Consider the following 21,777-nt stretch of genomic DNA (forward strand, 5'->3'; position numbering starts at 1 on the left):
GACCGAACACGGGCCCTGACCACGTGTTATGCCGGGATCGCGACGCCCCCGGGAGGGAAGGGCGGCGGGCCCGCACCCCGCGGCGGCGCTCAGCCCCCGGTGGTGGCCAGGGTCAGCGGCAGCACCTCGGGGGCGCCCGCGCTCCTGAGCAGGGCGGCGCCCACGGTCAGGCTCCAGCCGGTGTCGGTGTAGTCGTCCACCAGCAGGACCGGTCCGGGCGTCTCGGCCTGGACCGCCGCCAGCCGCTCGCGCAGCTCGTCGCCGACGCGCAGGGACGCGTACACCTGGGCCAGGCGCATGGCGCTGTTGTGCTTCCTCTGCTCCACGGCCCCTCCGTACTCCAGCGCCCCGATCGGGGTCAGCCTCCCCAGCCGGGACAGGCGGGAGGCGAGGTCGTTGATCAGGGCGGGCCGTGTGCGGGACGGCATCACGACGACGCCGACCGGCCGGCGCTCCCAGCCCCACGTGGCGAGGACCCGTACGACGCCCTGGAGCATCCGCTCGTCCACCGGGGCGTCCGGCGCGTCGTCCGCGAGCACGCGCCTCAGCTCGTTGCCCCACCCGATGTCGGTGAGGCGGCCCAGGGCCCGCCCCTCGCCCGCGCGGAGGTCGTCCTTGATCTTCCCGGTCAGCCCCACGCCCAGGGTGTCCATGCCGGACGGCCACTGCCGCCTCGGGGCGATGGGCGTGCCCGGCCGGTCGAGGTGCTCCGCCGCGGCCTCGCGGCGCCCGGGGTCCACGTCGGTGTTCCAGTACTCGCCGGTGCACACGTCGCAGCGCCCGCAGGCGACGCTCTCGGGGTCGTCCAGCTGGCGGCGCAGGAACTCCATGCGGCAGGTGTCGAGGTCGATGTAGTCGAGCATGGCGCGCTGCTCCCGCTCACGCGCCTCGGTGACGGCCGCGTACCGCTCCGCGTCGTAGCTCCACGGCCGGCCGGTGGCCTCCCACCCGCCGCGGACCCGGCGGACCGCGCCGTCCACGTCCAGCACCTTCAGCATCTGCTCCAGCCGGGTGCGGCGCAGGTCCACCCGGGTCTCCAGCGCGGCCACGGACAGGGGCCGGCCCTCCGCCGCGAGCACGTCCAGGGTCTGGCGCACGGTCTGCTCCGGCGGGAACGACAGCCCCGCGAAGTACTCCCAGATCTGGGTGTCCTCGCGGCCGGGCAGCAGGACCACCTCGGCGCGCTCCACGCCGCGTCCGGCGCGGCCGACCTGCTGGTAGTAGGAGATCGGGGACTGCGGCGCACCGAGGTGCACGACGAACCCCAGGTCGGGCTTGTCGAAGCCCATGCCGAGCGCGCTGGTGGCCACCAGCGCCTTGACCCGGTTGGCGAGGAGGTCGTCCTCGGCCTCCCGGCGCTCGTCGGGGTCGGTCTGCCCGGTGTAGGCGCGCACCTCCAGCCCCTGCTCGCGGAGGAAGCGGGCGGTCTCCTGGGCGGCGCTGACGGTCAGCGTGTACACGATCCCCGATCCGTGGATCTTGGGGAGGTGCTCCGCGAGCCAGCTGAGCCTGGCCGTGGGGTCGGGCAGCCGCGCCACGGCCAGCCGCAGGCTCTCCCTCTCCAGCGAGCCGCGCAGCACCAGGGTGTCCTGGCGCTCGCCGCCCGCCTGGAGCTGCTCGGCGACGTCGCGGGTGACCCGCTCGTTCGCCGTGGCCGTGGTGGCCAGGACGGGCACCCCGTCCGGCAGGTCGTGCAGCAGGGACCGGATGCGCCGGTAGTCGGGGCGGAAGTCGTGGCCCCAGTCGGAGACGCAGTGGGCCTCGTCGATGACGACCAGGCCCGCGCCCGCGGCGAGCTCCGGCAGGACCCGGTCGCGGAACTCCGGGTTGTTGAGCCGCTCGGGGCTGACCAGCAGGACGTCGACCTCGCCCGCGGCGACGTCGGCGTAGGTCGCCTCCCACGCGGTGGTGTTGGAGCTGTTGATGGTCCGGGCCCGGATGCCGGCCCGTTCCGCGGCCGAGATCTGGTTGCGCATCAGGGCCAGGAGCGGCGAGACGATGACGGTCGGGCCCGCGCCCTCCGCCCGGCGCAGGGCGGTGGCGACGAAGTACACCGCCGACTTGCCCCAGCCGGTGCGCTGGACGACGAGTGCCCTGCGGTGTTCGGCGACCAGGGCGCGGATGGCGGCCCACTGGTCCTCGCGCAGCCGTGCGGAGTCCCCGGCCAGGGCCCGGAGGTGCGCCTCGGCCTGCTCGCGGAGCGCGCCGCCGGAGGCGTCGGCGGGGACGGTGGTGTCAGCGGTGGGTGTGGCCATGTCCTCCTTGGTACCAGAGCCGGAGGACATCGGAGGGGTCGTCCACAGGACGAACGCGCGAGGACCTCCGCTCCGGCGCGGCGCCGGGACGCCCCGCCGCACCCGGTCCCGAGGGGAACCGCGCCCGGGGAGAGCCGCAGAACACGACGAGTAACGAAACGGAAACTATCCGTCTTCCCGGCATTGCACTCCCGAACCGGTATCTGAACACTCGACGCCAGGGCTCACGTCTGGGGCGCTCGCGTCTGGGAGCGCTCCCGACTCCTCGCGACACGCACGGCGGAAGGACACGGACATGCATCGACCACGGGGCCGTACCGGCCCCCGACACGCCTCCCCCGAGGCCCCGGCCCGACGACGGGGAGGGCCCGCCCGGCCCGCGCTCCTGGCGGCCGGCGCCGCCCTCCTCCTCACCGGCGCCGCCCTCCCGGCGCTCAACGGGCCCGTCCCCGCGACCACCGCGGCGGCCCCGGGCGCCGCGGCCGTCCCCGTGGGATCCGGCAGCTACACCGACACCCTCCCGGCCGGGGCCTCCGGCCCCTCCGACCTCAGCGGCGCCCCGGCCTCCCCCAAGGTCACCGACGACTACGAGGGCGCGGCCCCCACCAACGAGTGGTGGTCGTCCCTCATCTTCCAGCGCTATCCGGAGAACCCCCACGGCGAGAACCTCTTCGCCCACCCCGCCAGCTACCACCCCCACGAGGGCGGCCTGGAGATGGGCTACCCCGACACCCCCCGGCTCGTGGCCGACGGCCTCAAGTACGAGTTCCCCCACGTCCCCGACCTGTCCCTGGGCGCGGTCGGCCTCGACTCCCCCGACACCCGGGTCGCCGACAGCGGCGACTGGACGGTCACCGCCGAGTGGGCGGGCGGCGGCCCCACCCTCCGCGTCACCATCGGGCAGGGCCTGCCCTTCGCCTACGCCGAGACCAGCGGCGGCGACGCCGAGGTGAGCTTCCGGAGCGCACCCGACGTCTGGCACGAGGACGGCTCCGTCGTCGGCGCGAGCGTCGGCGGCCGCCACTACGCGCTGTTCGCTCCGTCGGGTTCCCCCTGGACCCGGTCGGGCGACACCTTCACCGCCGCCACCGGCGACGGCGGCCACTACTCCGTCGCCGTCCTCCCCTCCCCCGGGGACCTGGACGCCTTCGCCCCCTACGCCCACTCCGTCGTCACCGGCTCCGTGGTCGACTACGACTACGACGAGGCCGGGGCCACCCTGACCAGCACCTACCGGGTGGAGACCGAGGCGGTCGAGGGCGACCGCACCGGCACCCTCATGGCGCTCTACCCCCACCAGTGGGACAACGCCGTCACCGACGTGACCGGCCTGTCCTACACGTCCCCGCGCGGCGAGATGCGCGTCGCCGAGGGCGGGAGCTTCACGACGGAGCTGACCACCAACGGCGTGCTGCCCGGCCTGCCCACGGCCGAGGGCGCCGACCGCGACCGGATGCGGCAGCTCATCGACGAGGTCCTCGCCGACGGCGAGCCGTTCCCCGAGCCCGGCGACACCTACTGGGACGGCAAGGCCATGGGCCGCCTCGCCCAGCTCGTCCCCATCGCCGACTCCATCGGCCACACCGAGGCCCGTGACGAGCTCCTCGACCTGGTCAGGAGCCGTCTGGAGGACTGGCTGACGGCCGGGGGCGCCCGCCAGTTCCACTACGACGCCGAGTGGGGGACCATGCTCGGCTACCCCGACAGCTTCGGAGCCGCCCAGGAGCTCAACGACCACGACTTCCACTACGGCTACATCGTCTCGGCCGCCGCCGTCGTCGCCCGCTACGACCGCGCGTGGGCGGCCGAGGACGCCTGGGGCGGCATGGTCCGCCTCCTGATCCGCGACGTGGCCGCCACCGACCCCGACGACCCGATGTTCCCGCGCCTGCGCTCCTTCTCGCCCTACGCGGGGCACGGATGGGCGTCCGGGCACGCCGGCTTCGCCGCGGGCAACAACCAGGAGTCCTCCTCCGAGGGCATGCACTTCGCCGCCGCCACCACCCTGTTCGGCTCCCTGACCGGCGACGAGGAGATCCGCGACCTCGGCGTGTACCTGCACACCACGCAGGCCTCCACCGTCTCCCGCTACTGGCAGAACGGGGACGGCGGCACGTTCCCCGAGGACTTCGGGCACGACGTCGTCGGCATGGTGTGGGGCGACGGCGGCGACTACCGCATCTGGTGGGACGGCGGGGACGAGGAGCACTACGGCATCAACTACCTGCCCATCACCGCCGGGTCGCTCTACCTCGGCCACGACCCCGACCACGCCGGGACCGTCTACCGGTCGCTCGTGGACAGGCTGGGGCGCGAGCCGGAGATCTGGAGGGACATCCACTGGGCGCACCGGGCCCTCTCCGACGGCGACGACGCCCTGCGCATGTTCGAGGAGCAGTGGCAGAGCTACGAGCCCGAGGCGGGCAGCTCCAAGCCGCACACCTACCAGTGGGTCTCCACCCTCGCCGAGGTCGGAACCGTCGACGCCTCCGTCACCGCCGACACCGCCCACTACGCGGTGTTCGACGACGGCGGGACCCGCACCTACACCGCCTTCAACCCGGGCCCGTCCCCGGTGACCGTCACCTTCTCCGACGGGGCCTCGCTCGAGGTCCCCGCCGGCGAACAGGCCGTGACCCGCGGCTGACCGGGCATCCCGGTCACGCGACGTGGTTTTCGCCCCCTCCGCGCATCCGGGGCGAAAACCACGTCGCAAGGGGTCAAAACCCCTCAGTCGTGCGACTCACACACGTCCAACCACGCGTCCGCGTACGTTTCAGTCTCCGGCACAGGCCAGAATTACGGACATGGCCCGTACTACTTCCCGTCCCCCCGAGGATCTCGCCGAGAAGATCATCGACATCGACGTCTCCGAGGAGATGCGAGGCAGCTTCCTGGAGTACGCGTACTCGGTCATCTACCAACGCGCGCTCCCCGACGCCCGCGACGGCATGAAGCCGGTTCAGCGGCGCATCCTCTACCAGATGAACGAGATGGGGCTCCGCCACGACCGCGGGCACGTCAAGTGCGCCCGTGTGGTCGGGGACGTGATGGGACGGCTCCACCCCCACGGTGACAGCGCCATCTACGACGCCCTCGTCCGCCTCAGCCAGTCCTTCGCCATGCGCGTGCCCCTGGTCGACGGCCACGGCAACTTCGGTTCGCTGGGCGGCGACGACGCCCCCGCCGCCATGCGCTACACCGAGGCCCGTCTGGACCGCGCCGCCGAGCTGCTGGTCTCGTCCATCGACGAGAACGTCGTCGACTTCAAGCCCAACTACGACGGCCAGGAGACCGAACCCGAGGTCCTCCCCGCCGCCTTCCCCAACCTGCTGGTCAACGGGGCGTCCGGCATCGCCGTGGGCATGGCCACCAACATGGCCCCCCACAACCTGGGCGAGGTCATCGCCGCCGCACGCCACCTGATCTCCCACCCCGAAGCGACCCTGGAGGAGCTCACCGAGTTCGTGCCCGGCCCGGACCTGCCCACGGGCGGCACCATCGTCGGACTGGACGGCATCCGCGACGCCTACCGCAGCGGCCGGGGCACCTTCAAGACGCGCGCCACCGTCGCCATCGAGAAGGTCTCCGCCCGCCGTACCGGCCTGGTCGTGACGGCCCTCCCCTACAACGTGGGCCCCGAGAAGGTCGTCAGCCGCATCAAGGAGCTGGTGCAGTCCAAGAAGCTCCAGGGCATCTCGGACCTGAAGGACCTCACCGACCGCACCCAGGGCCTGCGCCTGGTCATCGAGCTCAAGAACGGCTTCAACCCCGAGGCCGTGCTGGAGGAGCTCTACCGGCTCACGCCGATGGAGGAGTCCTTCGGCATCAACAACGTCGCCCTCGTGGAAGGCCAGCCCCAGACCCTGGGCCTGCGCGAACTCCTCGAGGTGTACGTCAACCACCGCCTGGAGGTCGTCCGCCGCCGCAGCGAGTTCCGCCGCACGAAGCGGCAGGAGCGCCTGCACCTGGTGGACGGCCTGGTCACGGCCCTGCTGGACATCGACCGCGTCATCGCCCTCATCCGCGAGGCCGACGACACGGCGGCGGCCCGCGAGTCCCTGATGGGCGCCTACGGCCTGTCCGACACCCAGGCCCGCTACATCCTGGACACCCCGCTGCGCCGCCTGACCCGGTTCGACAGACTGGAGCTGGAGACCGAGCGGGAGAAGCTCAACCAGGAGATCGACTCCCTCACCGCGATCCTGGAGTCGGACAAGAAGCTGCGCCGCGTGGTCTCCAAGGAGCTCGCCGACGTCTCCAAGGAGTTCGCCACCCCGCGCCGCACCCAGCTGCGGGAGAGCGACGGGGCCGCCCGCAGCGCGGTCGTCCCGCTGGAGATGGCCGACCAGCCCTGCCACGTGCTGTTCGGCGTCGACGGCGCCATCGGCCGCAGCAAGGGCGCCGCGGTGCCGCGCGTCTACGAGGGGCTGCGCACCCGGCACGACGCGATCCACGTGTCGGTGCCCACCACCTCGCGCTCGGACGTCGGCCTGGTCACCGACCTCGGCCGGATGATCCGCGTCCCGGTGGTGGAGCTGCCCGAGCTGCCGGACCGCGACGACGAGCGCCCGCCCCTGGCCTCGGGCCTGGACGTCGGGGAGTTCGTCCAGCTCGAGGAGGGCGAGCGCGTCGTGTCGGTGGTGGCCATGGATACTTCGGGCCCCGGCTTCGCCGTGGGCACGGTCGGCGGCGTGGTCAAGCGCGTCGCCCCGGACTACCCGCCCAACAAGGACGACTTCGAGGTCATCGCGCTCAAGGACGACGACCGCGTCATCGGCGTCACGCAGCTCTCCTCGGGCGAGGAGGACCTCGCCTTCATCACCTCGGAGGCCCAGCTGCTGCGCTTCTCCGCGAGCACCGTGCGCCCGCAGGGCAGGCCGGCGGGGGGCGTGGCGGGCGTGCGCCTGTCGGAGGAGGCCCGCGTGCTCTGGTTCGGCGCCGTCCCGAGCCCGGAGGACTCGGTGGTGGTCACCGTCTCCGGTTCCTCCAGCGCGCTGGATGGCACACAGGCCGGTTCGGCCAAGGTGACGCCGTTCGAGACGTACCCGACGAAGGGCCGCGCCACGGGCGGCGTGCGGTGCCACCGCTACCTGAAGGGCGAGGACACCCTGCTGTTCGGCTGGATCGGCCGGGCCCCGGCCCGCGCCTCGCGGGCGGACGGCAAGCCCGTCCGGCTTCCCGACACCAGCGACCGTCGGGACGGGTCGGGTGACGCCCTCCCGAGGGCGATCGTTACTGTTGGTAGCGGTCAGACCGACTCCGGGATCACCGGTTCCGGCGCCTGACCCCTCCATCCCGTGCCGTGCACACCGGAGTGCTCCGGTGTGCACGGCACAGCTGTGACCAAGGACAAGGGAGTGACTCCACGTGGGTGACAACAACGGTGCCGTCCCCTCCGCAGGCGCCTTCGACGACGTGTTCGCGGCCAACGCGGGCTACGCGGCCGACTTCTCGCTGGCCGGGCTCAAACCGGTCGCGGGGCGCGGCCTCGCCCTGGTGACCTGCATGGACTCCAGAATCGAGCCCCTGGACATGCTCGGCCTGGAGCCGGGCGACGCCAAGATCCTGCGCAACGCGGGCGCCCGGGTGACCGACGACACGCTGCGCACCCTGGTGCTGGCGGTGTACCTGCTCGGGGTCGAGCGGGTGCTGGTCCTTCCGCACACCCGCTGCAAGATGGCTTCGGTGCCCGGCGACGACGCCGTCCACGACCTCATCCAGCAGGAGTACGGGGTCGACACGCGGAGCCTGGAGTTCCACACGAACAGCGACCAGCTGGGCGCGCTGGGGCACGACCTGGAGCGCATCCGCCACCACCCGCTGCTCCCCGCCGGCCTGCCCGTCGCGGGTGCGATCTACGACGTGGACACCGGGCGGATCTCCCCCACGGACCTCTGACGACGCGGCGCGGAGCGCCGTCCGCGCCTCCCGGGGCCCCGGCCCGGAGGGCGGACCGCGTGTGCGGGCCCCGTGTGCGGGGATCTCTCTGATGGGGGTGGTGGCGCCAGTGGGTCACACCAGACCTCACAAAGCGCCTCCACCCCACACGCCACACCAGGGAATGCGGCCGGACCCCTGGCCGTTGTGATCCGGGACGGTTCGCGCCGTCGGAAGGAGCACCGTGGAAGAGAGCACCTACGAGACCTACAACCGCGCCCGCATGTTCATGGAACTGGGCGACCCGATCTACGCGGCCCGCACCCTCGAACCGATCGTCGAGCACGATCCCGACAGCAGGTCGCTGCTGGAGCTGCTCGGACGCGCCTACTTCCACTCCGCTCAGCTCAACAAGGCCGAGAGGACCTTCCGCAGGATCATCGAGCTGGACCCGGTGGACAACTGGGCGCACATCGCGCTCGCCCGCACGCTGGAGCGCCAGAGCCGCCACGACGAGGCGGCCACCTACCGGCGCATGTACTCGGTGATGTCCGGGGGATCGCTGGACTGAGGGGCGCCGCCCGGCGCGCCCTCCCCCGCACCGGGGCCGCCGGCCGGGCGGCCGCGCCCCCGCGAACCGGGGCCGGGCCCGAGGGGCCCGGCCTCCCGTGTGCCGGGGCGCCTGCGGGGACCGGCGCCCCCGCCCGGCGCGCTCCCGGCCCCCCTAGGCGCGGAGGGGCCGGGGCCCCGGGAGGACTACCCTGCTGACCATGGCATCCTCACCAACCGGTCCGGAACCGGACGACGCCGCCCCGTGGGTGGACCGCAGCGACGACGGTACCCGCGCCTGGGTCGACGAGGCGGTCCGCAAGGTCGTGGCGGACGCGAACCGTTCGGCCGACACCCACCTGCACGTGTTCCCCCTGCCCCCGGAATGGGGCATCGACCTGTACCTGAAGGACGAGTCGGTGCACCCCACCGGCAGCCTCAAGCACCGGCTGGCGCGTTCGCTGTTCCTGTACGGGCTCGCCAACGGGTGGATCCGCGAGGGCACCACGATCGTGGAGGCCAGCTCGGGGTCCACCGCGGTCTCGGAGGCCTACTTCGCGCAGCTGATCGGGCTGGACTTCATCACGGTCATCCCGCGCAGGACCAGCCCGGAGAAGATCGCCCTCATCGAGCGGTACGGCGGCCGGTGCCACTTCGTGGACAGCCCGCCCGCGATGTACACCGAGGCGGAGCGGCTCGCGGCGGAGAGCGGCGGCCACTACATGGACCAGTTCACCTACGCCGAGCGGGCCACCGACTGGCGCGGGAACAACAACATCGCCGAGTCGATCTTCGAGCAGCTCGGCATGGAGCGCTACCCCTGTCCCGACTGGATCGTGGTGGGGGCGGGCACCGGGGGCACGTCCGCGACCATCGGGCGGTACCTGCGGTACCGGCGGATGGACACCCGGCTGGCCGTCGTGGACCCGGAGAACTCGGCGTTCTTCCCCGGCTGGGTCACCGGCGCCCCGGACTACGCCACGGGGATGCCCTCCAGGATCGAGGGCATCGGCCGCCCCCGGATGGAGCCGAGCTTCGTCCCCTCCGTGATCGACCTCATGATCCCCGTGCCCGACGCGGCGAGCATCGCCGCGATGCGGCACCTGTACGACCACACCGGCCTGTCCGCCGGCGGCTCGACGGGCACCAGCCTGTGGGGGGTGTGGCACCTCGTCGCCAGGATGCTCCGTGAGGGCCGCAGGGGCAGCGTGGTCACCCTGATCTGCGACGGCGGCGAACGCTACCAGCACAGCTACTACGACGACGGCTGGGTGGCGCAGAAGGGCCTGGACCCCGCCCCCTACCGGGCCTCCATCGACCGGTTCCTCGGGGACGGCGTGTGGGAGCCCCCCGCCGCCCCCTGAGGACGCGCGAAGGGCCCGCACCGGGGTGCGGGCCCTTCGCGCGAGGGCCTCTCCGGCCCCCGTCCCGGTCAGATGTCGACGCGGGCGATGTCCAGCTCCTGGGCGCCCTGCTGGATGAACTTGCGGCGCGGTGCCACCTCGTTGCCCATCAGCAGGTTGAACACGGCCGCGGCCTCCTCGGCCTGCTCGACCCGGATCCGGCGCAGGGTCCGGTGGCGCGGGTCCATGGTGGTCTCCGCCAGTTGGTCGGCGTCCATCTCGCCCAGGCCCTTGTACCGCTGCACCGGCTCCTTCCAGCCGATCTTGCGCTTCTCCAGGTCCAGCAGCGTGCGCTGGAGCTCGGCGTCGGAGTAGGTGTAGATGTAGCGGTCCTCGGGCTTGGCGCCCCGCTTGCGCCGGACGTTGGTCAGCTCGATGCGGTGCAGCGGCGGCACCGCCGCGAACACCCGGCCGGCCTCCAGCATCGGCCGCATGTAGCGGTAGATGAGCGTGAGCAGCAGGCAGCGGATGTGCGCGCCGTCCACGTCCGCGTCGGCCATGAGGATCATCCGGCCGTAGCGGGCGGCGTCGATGTCGAAGGTCCGGCCCGACCCCGCCCCGATGACCTGCAGGATCGCGGCGCACTCGGCGTTCTTGAGCATGTCGGTGACCGACGACTTCTGCACGTTGAGGATCTTGCCCCGGATCGGCAGCAGCGCCTGGAACTCCGAGTTGCGCGCGAGCTTGGCGGTGCCCAGCGCGGAGTCCCCCTCGACGATGAACAGCTCGCTGTGCTCCAGCCCCTCGCTGCGGCAGTCCACCAGCTTGGCGGGCAGCGCCGAGTTCTCCAGGGCGTTCTTGCGCCGCTGGGTCTCCCTCTGCTGGCGGGCGGCCAGGCGCGCCTTGGCGGCGCCCACGACCTTCTCCAGCACGGTGCGGGCCTTGGCCTTCTCCAGCTTCTTGGTGGAGGTGAGGAACTCGCGGAGCTCCTTGCCGACCACCTGGGAAACGATGCGGGTCGCGGCGGAGGTGCCGAGGATCTCCTTGGTCTGGCCCTCGAACTGCGGTTCGGGCAGGCGGACGGTGACGACCGCGGTGAGCCCCTCCTGCGTGTCGTCCTTGGTGACGGGGTCGTCGCTGTTCCGGAGCAGCTTGGTGGCGCGCAGCTGGTCGTTGACGACCCGCACCAGGGCGCGCTCGAAGCCGTTGATGTGGGTTCCGCCCTTGGGGGTGGCGATCACGTTGACGAAGGAGCGCACGGTGGTGTCGTAGCCGGTGCCCCAGCGCAGGGCGACGTCGACGTCGAGGCGGCGCTCGACGTCGGCGGGCACCATGTGGCCGGCGTCGTCCAGGACGGGGACGGTCTCGGTGAAGCTCCCGCTGCCCTGGATGCGCAGGACGTCGCTGATCGGGTCGTCCGGCGCCAGGAAGGTGCAGAACTCGCCGATGCCGCCGTCGAAGCGGAACTCCTCCTCGTGGGCGGGCTCCCCCTCCGCGCGCTCGTCGCGCACCGAGATGGTCAGCCCCGGGACGAGGAAGGCGGTCTGGCGGGCCCGATCCAGCAGGTTCTCGCGGGCGATCTCCGCGTCCTTGAGGAAGATCTGCATGTCCGGCCAGAACCGGATGCGGGTGCCGGTGGTCCTCTGGGCGACCTTGCGGATCTGGTCCAGGCCGGACGAGGGGGTGAACTCGGCGTCGGGCCCGGGGCCCGCGAAGCGGCCGGGGATGCCCCGGCGGAAGCTCATCGCGTGGGTGCGGCCCTGGCGGTCCACCTCCACGTCGACCCGGGCGGAGAGGGCGTTGACGACCGAGGCGCCGACGCCGTGCAGACCGCCGGAGGCGGTGTAGGAGCCGGAGCCGAACTTGCCGCCCGCGTGGAGCTTGGTCATGACCAGCTCCACGCCGGAGAGCCCGGACTTGGGCTCGAGGTCGACCGGGATGCCGCGCCCGTCGTCGCTCACCGCCACCGAGCCGTCGGCGTGGAGTGTGACGTCGATCCGGCCGCAGAAGTCACCCAGGGCCTCGTCCACGGAGTTGTCGATGATCTCCCACATGCAGTGGGTGAGGCCGCGGCTGTCGGTGGACCCGATGTACATGCCCGGGCGTTTGCGCACCGCCTCCAGACCCTCGAGGACCGACAGGTGCCGGGCTGAGTAGTCCCCCGGGTCGTGGACGGCTGCGGTCAAGGCGGTCACTCGGACATCTCCTGCGTTTCGAGGGCCATCGGGGTCTGATGCGGTGCGTGCCCTTTGTACCGCGCCGCACCGACGAAAGGGGGGCCTGGCCGCGGCGCGCCGGTCGCTTTCCGTCGCACGTGGCGGGCTGGGCGGGCGCGCGCCGCCGGGGCGCCGTCCGGCGTCGTCGCCGGGAGCGCACGAGCGTGTTCCGCTGGTACAGGGGCGAAGGGAGCACGGGTCCCGCCCCGCGCGAGACTACCACCTCTGGTGGATGCGACCTGGATACTCCCCTTTTCCGGGGATGCAGGGCCCTCCCCGGGGTAGAACGAGACCGAGAGCAGACGACCGACGAGAAAGGTCCCAAAGCGTTCCTTCCAGGCACCAACCAGGCAGATTCCGCTGTCGGCGTACACGGCGGCTGGTTGGGAACGTCTGGGTCGGGTTAGATGTTGTCAGAGGTGACTAACGCCGAGTATTGAGGATGGCGAAGTGACTGGAACCCTTGCCCCCACCCAGCCGCTGACGGCTGCTGACCGTTGCGACCGCTGTGGTGCACAGGCTTACGTCCGGGTGCTGCTGAACTCCGGCGGCGAACTCCTGTTCTGCGCACACCACATGCGCAAGCACGACGACTCTCTCCGAAAGATCGCTTCGGACATCCAGGACGAGACCGACAAGCTCACCGAGAGCAAGAACTCCGCGGACGAGCGTTAGCCACACGAGCACAAGAGAAGACGGCCCGACAGCGACGGCGGCCCCGCCAGGGGCCGCCGTCCCTTTGTGTGCGGGGTCTCCTCCCCCTCAGCCCAGGACCCGGTTGTGGTAGCGGGAGACCGGGGCGAACCCGGCGCCGCCGTACAGCCGCAGGGCCGGCTCGTTGCCCTCCACCACGCACAGGTAGGCGCTCCGCGCCCCCTCGTCGTACGCCCACCGCAGCAGGTCGGCGAGGAGGCCCGTGGCCACGCCCTTCCCGCGGGCCCCGGGGTCGGTGACCATGGCGCAGATCCCGACCGACTCCCCGTCCAGGACCGCGCAGCCCCGGCCCTCCCCGGAGGCGGCGACACCGTAGGCCGTGCCGACCTGTCCGAGGATGCGCGTGACGGTGTCCGCCGTGCGCGCGTCCACGCCCGTGCGCCCGAACAGGGCGGACCATGCGGGGGTGGGACGCGCGGTGATCAGGGAGGCGCCCTCGGCGGCGGGGCGCTCGTCCAGGCCGCGGGCGAGGACGAGGGTGGGCTCCACCACCTCGTAGCCGTGCTCCGCCAGCCTGGCGTCCACGGCCTCCTCCCCCGGCCACACCTGTGCGCAGGGCCTCACCCCGTGCCCGGTGTAGTAGGCGGTGACCTCGGCGACGTCCGCGCCGGGGTCCAGGACCAGCGCGGAGTTCGCCCGCTTGGTCACCCCGTCGGCGAGGCCGAGCCTCCAGCCCCCGCGCGTCTCCACGGTGAACGCGGGCCAGTCCCGCGCCACCCTCGCCGCCCACTCGTGCATGCCCGCTCCCCGGAGTCCTCGTCGGAAGCGGACGATGCTACCGGGCGGCCCGCCGCGGCGGTCGCGCGGCCCCGAGGGCACGGACCCGGCCTCCACGCCGCTCCGCGCCCGCGGCGGCGGGCCCGGCAGGACGGCGCTCCCCGTGCGGACGCCGGTGGTCCGCCCCGGGACCGGGCGCCGCCGACCTCGCGGGCGGATCCCCGGGGATCCGCCCGGCACCGCCGAACACGCCCTAACATGGGCGGGAACCCACTGCCCCGCCCCTTCTGGAGTCCGCACCATGCTCGTCCTGCTGCCGCCGTCCGAGGGCAAGGCCGGTTCCGGGGAGGGACCGCGCCTGGACCCGGGCTCGCTCACGCTGCCCGAGCTCGCCCCGGCCCGCGAACAGGTGCTGGCGGCGCTGACGGAACTGTGCGCGGGCCCCGAGGACGTCGCCATGGACGTGCTGGGCCTGACCGCCAACCAGGCAGACGCCCTCAAGCGCAACCTGGACGCGGCCACCGCGCCGACACTGCGCGCCGCCGAGCTGTACACGGGTGTCCTCTACGAGCGGCTGGGACTGCCCGGCCTCCTCGACTCCCCCGCGGCCGGTCGCGTCCGCGAGCGGGTGCTGGTCTTCTCCGGCCTGTGGGGCGTCGTCGGCCCCGCCGACCGGCTTCCGCCCTACCGGCTGTCCATGGGGGTGCGGCTGCCCCCTCTGGGCGGTCTGGGCGCCCACTGGCGACGTGCGCTGGCGGGCCCCCTGGGCGGGCTCGCCGAGGGGCGGCTGCTGGTGGACTGCCGTTCGACCGCCTACGCGGCGGCCTTCAGGCCGACCGGCGCGGCGGCCGGGCGCACCGTCGCGGTGCGCGTGCTGCGCGAGCGCGAGGTGGGCGGGACCGTCGAGCGGTCGGTGGTCAGCCACATGGCCAAGGCCACCCGGGGCGACATCGCCCGCGCGCTCCTGGTGGAGGGCGTGGACGCCGACACCCCGGAGGAGCTGGTGGCGGCCCTGCGGGACCTGGGGCACACCGCGGAGCTGGCGCCCGCGGCGCGGGCGGGGGCCCCTCGCGTCATGGACGTGGTCGTCCGCGACCGAGGCGGAAGCGTGAGGCGGGGGTGACCCACAGTCACTCCCCGCGACATAACGACTCGGTATCGCAACTTTATGCCGCACCTACAGCGCGTACGACACCATGGGCGGCGTCGGATGGATGAAGGACACACCCTGGGAGGCCGGACCCGCGCGCGGGAAGGGACGCTCCCACCGGACGCCGGAGGACACGCGGGGGTCGCCACGCCCGTGAGCCGACGCGGTGCCGGAAGCCGTTGTGCCGCCCCGCACGCGGGCGGGACGGCACAACGGTCTCGGTCCTGCTTCGGTCGGGACTACCCGGGGGACCTAGTCCAGGTAGTCGCGGAGCACCTGCGAACGCGACGGGTGACGGAGCTTCGACATCGTCTTGCTCTCGATCTGCCGGATGCGCTCACGGGTGACCCCGTAGACCTTGCCGATCTCGTCTAAAGTCTTCGGCTGGCCGTCGGTGAGCCCGAACCGCATGGAGACGACGCCGGCCTCGCGCTCGGACAGGGTGTCCAGCACCGAGTGCAGCTGCTCCTGGAGCAGGGTGAAGCTGACGGCCTCGCCCGGCTGGATCGCCTCGGAGTCCTCGATGAGGTCGCCGAACTCGCTGTCGCCGTCCTCGCCCAGCGGAGTGTGCAGGGAGATCGGCTCGCGACCGTACTTCTGCACCTCGACGACCTTCTCCGGGGTCATGTCGAGTTCCTTGGCCAGCTCCTCCGGGGTGGGCTCGCGGCCCAGGTCCTGGAGCATCTGGCGCTGGACGCGGGCCAGCTTGTTGATGACCTCGACCATGTGCACCGGGATGCGGATGGTGCGGGCCTGGTCGGCCATCGCGCGGGTGATCGCCTGGCGGATCCACCACGTGGCGTAGGTCGAGAACTTGAAGCCCTTGGTGTAGTCGAACTTCTCCACCGCGCGGATCAGGCCGAGGTTGCCCTCCTGGATCAGGTCCAGGAACAGCATGCCGCGCCCCGTGTAGCGCTTGGCGAGCGACACGACCAGCCGGAGGTTGGCCTCCAGCAGGTGCTTCTTGGCCCGGCCGCCGTCCTCGGCGATCCACTCCAGCTCGTCGCGCAGCTCGAAGGTGAGGATGTCGGCCTCGTCGGAGAGCTTCTCCTCGGCGAACAGGCCGGCCTCGATCCGCTTGGCGAGCTCGACCTCCTGCTCGGCGTTGAGGAGCGGCACCTTGCCGATCTGCTTCAGGTAGTCCTTGACCGGGTCCGCGGTGGCTCCGGCCGCGACCACCTGGGCTGCGGGGGCGTCGTCGTCATCGTCGTAGAGGACGAAGGACTCGTCCTCCTTGTCGGGCTTCTTGCTCGGCGCGCCCACGGCCTCGGGCTTGGCCGGCTTGGCGTCCTTGTCCGAGGGGTCCGGGGTGTCCGGGGTGTCCTCGACCAGCTCCAGCTCGGCGCCGGTGTGCTCGAGGTCGTCCAGGACCTCGTCGTCGTCCTCGAACTCGCCCTCCGCGGCCAGTTCGAGGTCCTTCTTGCCCGCCTTCTTGGCGGTCGCGGTCTTCTTGGCCGCCGGGCCCTTGGACGCGGTCGTCTTCTTGGCCGCCGCGGCCTTCTTGGGGGCGGTCGCCTTCTTGGCGGTCGCGGCCTTCTTGGCCGCGGGCTTGCGGGCGGCGCCGGAGGCGCCCTCCGCGGAGTCGACCACCGCGGTGACCGTCTCGGGCTGCTCGTGGGCGGCCGCGGCGCGCACGGGCTTGGCGGCCCGACTCGTCGTGGTCGTCGTGGTGGACTTGGTCGAGGTGGACCGCGTGGTCGCCGTCTTGCGCCGCGGGGCCTTGCGCCGGGAGGAGGCCGACTCGGGAACGAGTACGGTCACACCCTCCTTGGCGAGGCTGCGGAGCACGGACTGCGCCTGCGACATCGGAATTTCGGCCTCTTCGAAGGCACGGCGCACGTCCTCGGGCTCAAGAAAGCCCTGGGACCGCCCACGCTCGATCAGCTGCTGAATGACGGGCTCTTGCAGTGACTCGGACTGCTTCGAGCGAGTCGAACTGGCAGATGACACAAACACCTCTCGAACGGACGTGTGGCGAGATTGTCGGACCCGGTGGTCCGCCCGGTCGGGACCGGGCACGACACCCTCTCCCACCTGCGGCCTGGGATCGTCCCCACTGGGGCGGGGAAGCCGTTTGTCTTTCAAGCGTATGCGCTCCCGGAGGTCATCCCCCTGGGGGATCACCGCCGCGTCGCGGGGCGGAACGGCTTCTTCACTGTAGGCAAGGCAATGGACTTGTTCGTACGGTCTACCGCTCCGACACGGGATCGATCACCGGAAGCTGAACGGCGAGCAGAGTGACGTCGTCGTCCTGCTCATACCCATCGAGCATGCTCTCAACAAGGTACTCCAGCATCTGCTGTGGATCGCCCACCACCTCCGGAGGAGCCGACGCCGCCACGCTGACGAGCTCGTCGAGTCCGGAGTCGACGGACCGTTTGCGGTTCTCAACCAGTCCATCGGAGTACAGGGCGACGGTGTTACCGGGTTGCACGAAGAATTTGTGGTGACCTCGTGGCGAGCTGATCCCGAGTGGTGTGTCGGGTTCGGTGTCGAGCAGTGAAGGCCCGGCGCTGCCGGCCACGACCAGCGGCGGGAGGTGTCCCGCGTTGCTGAGGTCGAGCTGGCCGGTGACGGGGTCGAGGACGAAGTAGACCAGTGTGGTGACCTGGTCCATACCCTCCGTCGCGGTGAACATGCGGTCGAGTCCGGTCAGGACGTCGGCGGGCTCCGGCATGGAGAACGCCAGTGCCCGCAACGCGTTCCGGATGCGACTCATTCCCGCCGCGGCCGGGATCCCCTTGCCCATGACGTCGCCGAGCACCCCGGCCACGCGTCCGTCGGGCAGCGGGAAGGCGTCGTACCAGTCGCCCCCGACCTGCACGTTCTGGGAGCCGGACCGGTAGTAGGCGGCGAGCCGGAGGCCCCGGATCGCCGGCAGCTCCTCCGGCAGCAGGCTGCGCTGGAGCTCCTCCGCGGTGCTGTGCTCCTGCTCGTAGAGGGTGGCGCGGCCGATCGCGAGCGCGCACTGGCCCGCCAGGGCCTCCAGGAACACGCGCTCCTCGTCGGTGACCTCGCGCGGCGTGGAGAAGGCGAAGCGCAGCGCCCCGATGGGCCGTCCGGCGACCATCATCGGCAGCGCCACCCAGGCGCGCTCGGATGTGGACCGGACGAGTTCGGCGGCCATGGGCGCGTCGTCGAGCAGCGCGGCGAGCTCGGCCGGGTTGGCGGCCAGGCGGGGCTGGCCGTCGGCGACCGCACGGGCCGCGACGTCCGGGTGGTCCAGGGGGAACGCGGGCCTGGGCAGGGGGTGGGCCTGCGCGGCGGCGATCGTGCGGAGGCGCAGGCGGTCGCGGTCGAGCAGGACCACACAGGTGTGGTCGGCGCCCACTCCGGAGCGGCCGATCTCCGACATGGCGTTGACGACCTCGTCGGCGGTGAGCGCCTCGGCGAGGTCGGAGGTGGCCTTCTGGAGGCGTGCGGTCCGCATGGCCGCCTCGCTGAGCTGCTGGTTGAGACGCTGGCGCAGCTCGTCCGCCTCGCGCTCGGTGGTGATGTCGACGAGGGTGCCGACCCATTCGGCCGTCTCGGCGCCGTCCATGATCGGGTTGGCGCGCGCACGGTAGTGGCTGTAGGCGCCGGAGCGGGTGCGCACCCGGAACATGGCGTCGAAGGGCGTGATGTCGAGGACGGCGTCGTCCCAGGCGCGTTCGACGCGGGGGCGGTCGTCGGGGTGGAGCGCGTCGAGCCAGCCGCGGCCGAGGTAGCGGTCGAGGTCCTGGCCGGTGACGGCCCTCCACTGGGGGCAGTCCTCGTGGACGTCGCCGCCGGAGCCGGCGGCCCAGACGATCTGGTTGCCCGCCTGGAGCAGTGCCCGCAGCCGCTGCTCGTCCCGGCGGGTGGTGCCGCCGTCGTGCGCGGCGATGAGGGCGACGTGCTCGTCCCCGGTGCCGGGGTCGGTGACGGGGAACCAGGTCAGGTCCCAGACCTGCCCGGAGGGCGTGCGGTGGCGGTCGCGGATCGCGTGCCCGCTCTCGCGGACGCCGGCCAGCGAGGCGCGGTGGCTGGCGGCGGCGACCCGGTCGCCGCTCTCCTCCAGGAGGTCGTCGGGCGTCCGGCCGAGGCATTCGGCGGGGGTCCGTCCGAGGAGGACGGCGAGCCGCTGGTTGACCGTGCCGAAGACGTCGTCGGGGCCGAGGAGGGCGAATCCGATCGGGGAGTCGGTGAGAAGGGATTTCACCGCGTCGGGGAGTTGCGCCCTGCTGAGCCGGGGCGGGGGAATGGACGTCTCGGCGCTCAACTGCTCGACACCTCCGGAACCGTCGGATTCCCCACCCGTTTTTCGCTGGGGCTTCTGCCTTGGCCGCGTGGCCTCCGTCGACCGCGCGGGCCGTCCACGGGGTGGAACCGGAGGGTGCGGCGCCGAGGGGGATCGGAGGCTCCGCGGCTCCCGGGAGTCACGCTCCATGACCCCTCTCGGCCGCTGTCACGGCTCAAGCATAAGACACACCCGCCCGCGCGCAACGGCCCTCGCGCCGGCGGCCGCCCGTGGCGGCGAGAAGGTAAATGCTAGGTCACCGGGCGGCCCGGACACGGTGGACCGGCGGTTTTCCCGGCGTGTTTTCCCGCAATTACCGGCAATGGGTGTTGGATGTCGGTTTGATCTCGAAACCCAGAAACGCGAATGTTATCCGTCCGATTGATCCCTTTCACCACCTTGACCTGGGGGAACTGCGGGCCCCGGGTAAACGGTGCGTCCATGTTTTTTTATCGACCGCGTGCCGTAGGAGGGGTTGACAGTACGTCCAGAACAAGTGGAATGGGTGGAGGTCACCGTCCAGGCCATCTCCAGCTAGGGGTGTGAGCACGCATGCTCCCGACCTTCCCGGTCCAGGATCTCAGACAGATCTCGGCACGGCTCCACGACGAGTTCGGCGGTCTGTCCCACCGCTGTGTCGAGCGCCGGGTCCGCGACACCTGGCAGTGCTTCGAGCACCTGGGCATCACGGTCACGCCCCACCTGGTCGAGCGGGTCGCCCGGGAGCACCTGCGGGCGATGGTGAACTCCGTGCCGCCCTCCCAGGCCGTCCGGCAGGCGCCGCTCAGGACCGGGGCCACGCTCCTCGCCGGACACCGCACCGCCCCCCGGCCCCGCTGAACCCCTCCCCCGGCCCGGACCCCGGGCGCCGCGCCCCGGGGGATGCGGCGCCCCGCCCGCGTCCGGCCGCGGAGGGGCCCGCCGCCGGATCGCGCGGACGGGGAGCCCCACGCCCGGGGCTGTCATACGCTCGGACGGTGCCCTCCCCTACACCTCCCACGCCCACAGGTCCGGAACCGGTGCCCGGCGCCGTCTTCGACGAGATGCTGCGCGCCTCCCGGGCCATGCTCGCCATGCGCCATCCCCTCGACGCCGAACTGGCGTTCAGCGAACTGCTCGGCAGCTGGTGGGGCGAGCGGATGCCGGGCGTGGACGTCGGACGGCTGCTCGGGGAGGGCCTGATCGCGCACGCCACCGCCTCCGGCAAGCCGGCCGGCCTCGGCGTCCTGGCGGCGGTCGCCGCGCTGGGCACGTCCTCCGAGCAGCGCGAGCTCGCCGGGCAGGGCGTGATCGCCCTCCAGGAGCGCGGTCTCCAGGTACCCGGCTGGGCGTCCCAGCTGGGCGCGGTCACCCCGGTGGCCGCCTATGTCAACAGCGACCAGTTCGGCGACACCGACGACGTGGTGTGCGTGTTCAGCCGCGACGGGGACCGCGCCCCCGACGCCGGGCCGCCCCCTGCCGAGCACGCGCTGATCCTGGTCCTGGACCACAACGGCGGCGGCGTCCTCCGCGACGCCTGGGTCACCACCAAGGTCGACCGGCTGCTCGACCGCTGCCGCGAGCGGGCCGACGCGGACGAGTTCGCCCGGTTCTCCCAGGTCGAGCTCACGGAGGCGCGGGCCCTGCTGACCCGGGCCCTGGAGCGCACCGAGCGCATGGTGGCGGGGGCGTCGGCCGACCGCTCCTCGGGGCCGACCGTCGAGCCGATCGGCCTGACCGTCTCCGATCTGACCGGGGGCTCGCTGGCCTCCCACTTCGCCCTGGCCAGCGCACGGGTGCGCACGCTGCCCGGCCCGCACCCCGGGGCCGGCGCCCCACAGGCCCCCGTGTGGCGGCGCGACCGGCGCGCCGTGCTGGCCGCCCGCTTCCTGGCCTCGGACGAGGCGGCCGAGCTCTCCGACTCGTACGCGGCGAGCCGCTGCGCCGACCACATCATCGCGCACGGCTGCGACGTCGACAGCGGCCGCCCGACGCGGATCAGCCCGCGCAAGGTGGAGTCCTTCCTCCTGCACTGGCTGCCCGGCCGCGTGGTGCTGCTGCCGGAGGAGCAGGAGGCCATGCCGCACGTGCTGGCCGCGTGGGTGCGCTGGGCGGGCGCCCGGGGCGGGCTTCCGGACGTGGCCGTGGGCGCCACCCTGGACGCGGTGTGGGAGTCCACCGCGGAGTTCGCCCGGGTCTACCGCGACCCCGCGCGCCCGCTGGGGCTGCGCCAGGAGGCGGTGCGCCGGCTGCTGCCGGACGGCGACTTCGCGTCGCTGGCCCGGCGGATGTTCGCGTTCCCGCTGCTGGCGAGCGAGATGGTGACCTGGGCCCCGGAGGAGTTCGACCCGGACACCCCGCACGGCCGCCGGGCGCTGCTGCGGCTGGACCACTACGGCGAGTACGAGGCGGCCACGCCGCACAGCGGCCGCCACTCCAGCGGCCGGGACCGGTGGTACCGGCCGGTCACCGGCGACGACCCCGAACGGGAGAGGGAGCTGGACCGCCACGAGCGCCTGGCCCGGCGGCTGTGGCACGGGAGGCCCGCGAACCTGTGGGCCGCGGCCCGGCGGATGCTGGACCGCGGTGTGGCCCGCCCCGCGGTGCTGGCCGCCCTGGGCGAGGTCCTGGACACGGCGACCTGCGAGAGCGACCTGCGCCGTCGGCTGGACTCCCTGTAGGGCGGCCCTCCCGCGCCGTCCGGACGCGGCCCCCG

At 72.6% G+C, this 21,777-nt stretch carries 14 protein-coding genes; 9 read left to right on the forward strand and 5 right to left on the reverse strand.

What is annotated here, in order from left to right; genetic code table 11:
* Window positions 1-89: 89 nt before the first annotated feature.
* The gene (locus tag ABZ234_RS30195; protein ID WP_355014278.1) at window positions 90-2,255 is read right to left on the reverse strand and encodes a RecQ family ATP-dependent DNA helicase; all 2,166 of its coding nucleotides are present in this window, start codon (window positions 2,253-2,255) and stop codon (window positions 90-92) included.
* A gap of 295 nt (window positions 2,256-2,550) precedes the next feature.
* On the opposite strand from ABZ234_RS30195, the gene ABZ234_RS30200 reads away from it, so the two are divergent.
* From ABZ234_RS30200 to ABZ234_RS30220, 5 genes are all read left to right on the forward strand, one after another.
* Window positions 2,551-4,902: a glycosyl hydrolase gene (locus ABZ234_RS30200; RefSeq protein ID WP_355014279.1), complete on the forward strand. Its 2,352-nt coding sequence runs from the start codon at window positions 2,551-2,553 to the stop codon at window positions 4,900-4,902.
* A gap of 160 nt (window positions 4,903-5,062) precedes the next feature.
* On the forward strand, window positions 5,063-7,543 hold the full coding sequence (locus ABZ234_RS30205; protein ID WP_355014280.1) for a DNA topoisomerase IV subunit A: 2,481 nt from the start codon (window positions 5,063-5,065) through the stop codon (window positions 7,541-7,543).
* An 82-nt stretch (window positions 7,544-7,625) separates the two neighbouring features.
* Window positions 7,626-8,156, forward strand: a complete 531-nt coding sequence (locus tag ABZ234_RS30210; RefSeq protein WP_267948680.1) for a carbonic anhydrase — start codon at window positions 7,626-7,628, stop codon at window positions 8,154-8,156.
* A 223-nt stretch (window positions 8,157-8,379) separates the two neighbouring features.
* The gene (locus ABZ234_RS30215; protein WP_267948679.1) at window positions 8,380-8,706 is read left to right on the forward strand and encodes a tetratricopeptide repeat protein; all 327 of its coding nucleotides are present in this window, start codon (window positions 8,380-8,382) and stop codon (window positions 8,704-8,706) included.
* Window positions 8,707-8,905: 199 nt separating this feature from the next.
* A complete protein-coding gene (locus ABZ234_RS30220; protein ID WP_352983508.1) occupies window positions 8,906-10,048 on the forward strand; it encodes a PLP-dependent cysteine synthase family protein in 1,143 nt (380 codons plus the stop codon).
* Window positions 10,049-10,116: 68 nt separating this feature from the next.
* Here the strand turns inward: ABZ234_RS30220 and ABZ234_RS30225 are convergent, their stop codons facing one another.
* Window positions 10,117-12,222, reverse strand: a complete 2,106-nt coding sequence (locus tag ABZ234_RS30225; RefSeq protein ID WP_355014281.1) for a DNA topoisomerase IV subunit B — start codon at window positions 12,220-12,222, stop codon at window positions 10,117-10,119.
* Between the two features lie 471 nt (window positions 12,223-12,693).
* Here ABZ234_RS30225 and ABZ234_RS30230 point away from each other — a divergent pair, with 471 nt between their 5' ends.
* Window positions 12,694-12,918 carry a hypothetical protein gene (locus tag ABZ234_RS30230; RefSeq protein WP_267948676.1) on the forward strand — a complete coding sequence of 75 codons (225 nt, stop codon included), beginning with the start codon at window positions 12,694-12,696 and terminating at the stop codon, window positions 12,916-12,918.
* 87 nt (window positions 12,919-13,005) lie between these two features.
* Here the strand turns inward: ABZ234_RS30230 and ABZ234_RS30235 are convergent, their stop codons facing one another.
* Window positions 13,006-13,695: a GNAT family N-acetyltransferase gene (locus ABZ234_RS30235; RefSeq protein WP_355014282.1), complete on the reverse strand. Its 690-nt coding sequence runs from the start codon at window positions 13,693-13,695 to the stop codon at window positions 13,006-13,008.
* 280 nt (window positions 13,696-13,975) lie between these two features.
* Between ABZ234_RS30235 and yaaA the strand changes: the two genes are divergently transcribed.
* Window positions 13,976-14,797: a peroxide stress protein YaaA gene (yaaA, locus tag ABZ234_RS30240; protein ID WP_355014283.1), complete on the forward strand. Its 822-nt coding sequence runs from the start codon at window positions 13,976-13,978 to the stop codon at window positions 14,795-14,797.
* Between the two features lie 279 nt (window positions 14,798-15,076).
* Here the strand turns inward: yaaA and ABZ234_RS30245 are convergent, their stop codons facing one another.
* Together ABZ234_RS30245 and ABZ234_RS30250 are read right to left on the reverse strand one after the other, a co-directional pair.
* Window positions 15,077-16,774 carry an RNA polymerase sigma factor gene (locus tag ABZ234_RS30245; RefSeq protein ID WP_330161666.1) on the reverse strand — a complete coding sequence of 566 codons (1,698 nt, stop codon included), beginning with the start codon at window positions 16,772-16,774 and terminating at the stop codon, window positions 15,077-15,079.
* Window positions 16,775-17,012: 238 nt separating this feature from the next.
* Window positions 17,013-19,064, reverse strand: coding sequence for a SpoIIE family protein phosphatase (locus ABZ234_RS30250; RefSeq protein ID WP_267948672.1), 2,052 nt, complete (start codon window positions 19,062-19,064; stop codon window positions 17,013-17,015).
* Window positions 19,065-19,634: 570 nt separating this feature from the next.
* On the opposite strand from ABZ234_RS30250, the gene ABZ234_RS30255 reads away from it, so the two are divergent.
* Window positions 19,635-19,922, forward strand: coding sequence for a three-helix bundle dimerization domain-containing protein (locus ABZ234_RS30255; protein ID WP_344182903.1), 288 nt, complete (start codon window positions 19,635-19,637; stop codon window positions 19,920-19,922).
* A gap of 203 nt (window positions 19,923-20,125) precedes the next feature.
* On the forward strand, window positions 20,126-21,742 hold the full coding sequence (locus tag ABZ234_RS30260) for a hypothetical protein (protein ID WP_355014289.1): 1,617 nt from the start codon (window positions 20,126-20,128) through the stop codon (window positions 21,740-21,742).
* Window positions 21,743-21,777 lie beyond the last annotated feature (35 nt).

This window comes from Nocardiopsis sp. NPDC006198 (genome assembly GCF_040613895.1).
GTDB classification, from domain to species: domain Bacteria; phylum Actinomycetota; class Actinomycetes; order Streptosporangiales; family Streptosporangiaceae; genus Nocardiopsis; species Nocardiopsis tropica.

What these genes read in the sequence shown, in the direction of transcription:
- ABZ234_RS30255 (WP_344182903.1), top strand. Translation starts at nt 19,635, where the DNA reads ATGCTCCCGACCTTCCCGGTCCAGGATCTCAGACAGATCTCGGCACGG.
- ABZ234_RS30195 (WP_355014278.1), bottom strand. Translation starts at nt 2,255, where the DNA reads ATGGCCACACCCACCGCTGACACCACCGTCCCCGCCGACGCCTCCGGC.
- yaaA (WP_355014283.1), top strand. Translation starts at nt 13,976, where the DNA reads ATGCTCGTCCTGCTGCCGCCGTCCGAGGGCAAGGCCGGTTCCGGGGAG.
- ABZ234_RS30205 (WP_355014280.1), top strand. Translation starts at nt 5,063, where the DNA reads ATGGCCCGTACTACTTCCCGTCCCCCCGAGGATCTCGCCGAGAAGATC.
- ABZ234_RS30260 (WP_355014289.1), top strand. Translation starts at nt 20,126, where the DNA reads ATGCTGCGCGCCTCCCGGGCCATGCTCGCCATGCGCCATCCCCTCGAC.
- ABZ234_RS30200 (WP_355014279.1), top strand. Translation starts at nt 2,551, where the DNA reads ATGCATCGACCACGGGGCCGTACCGGCCCCCGACACGCCTCCCCCGAG.
- ABZ234_RS30220 (WP_352983508.1), top strand. Translation starts at nt 8,906, where the DNA reads ATGGCATCCTCACCAACCGGTCCGGAACCGGACGACGCCGCCCCGTGG.
- ABZ234_RS30235 (WP_355014282.1), bottom strand. Translation starts at nt 13,695, where the DNA reads ATGCACGAGTGGGCGGCGAGGGTGGCGCGGGACTGGCCCGCGTTCACC.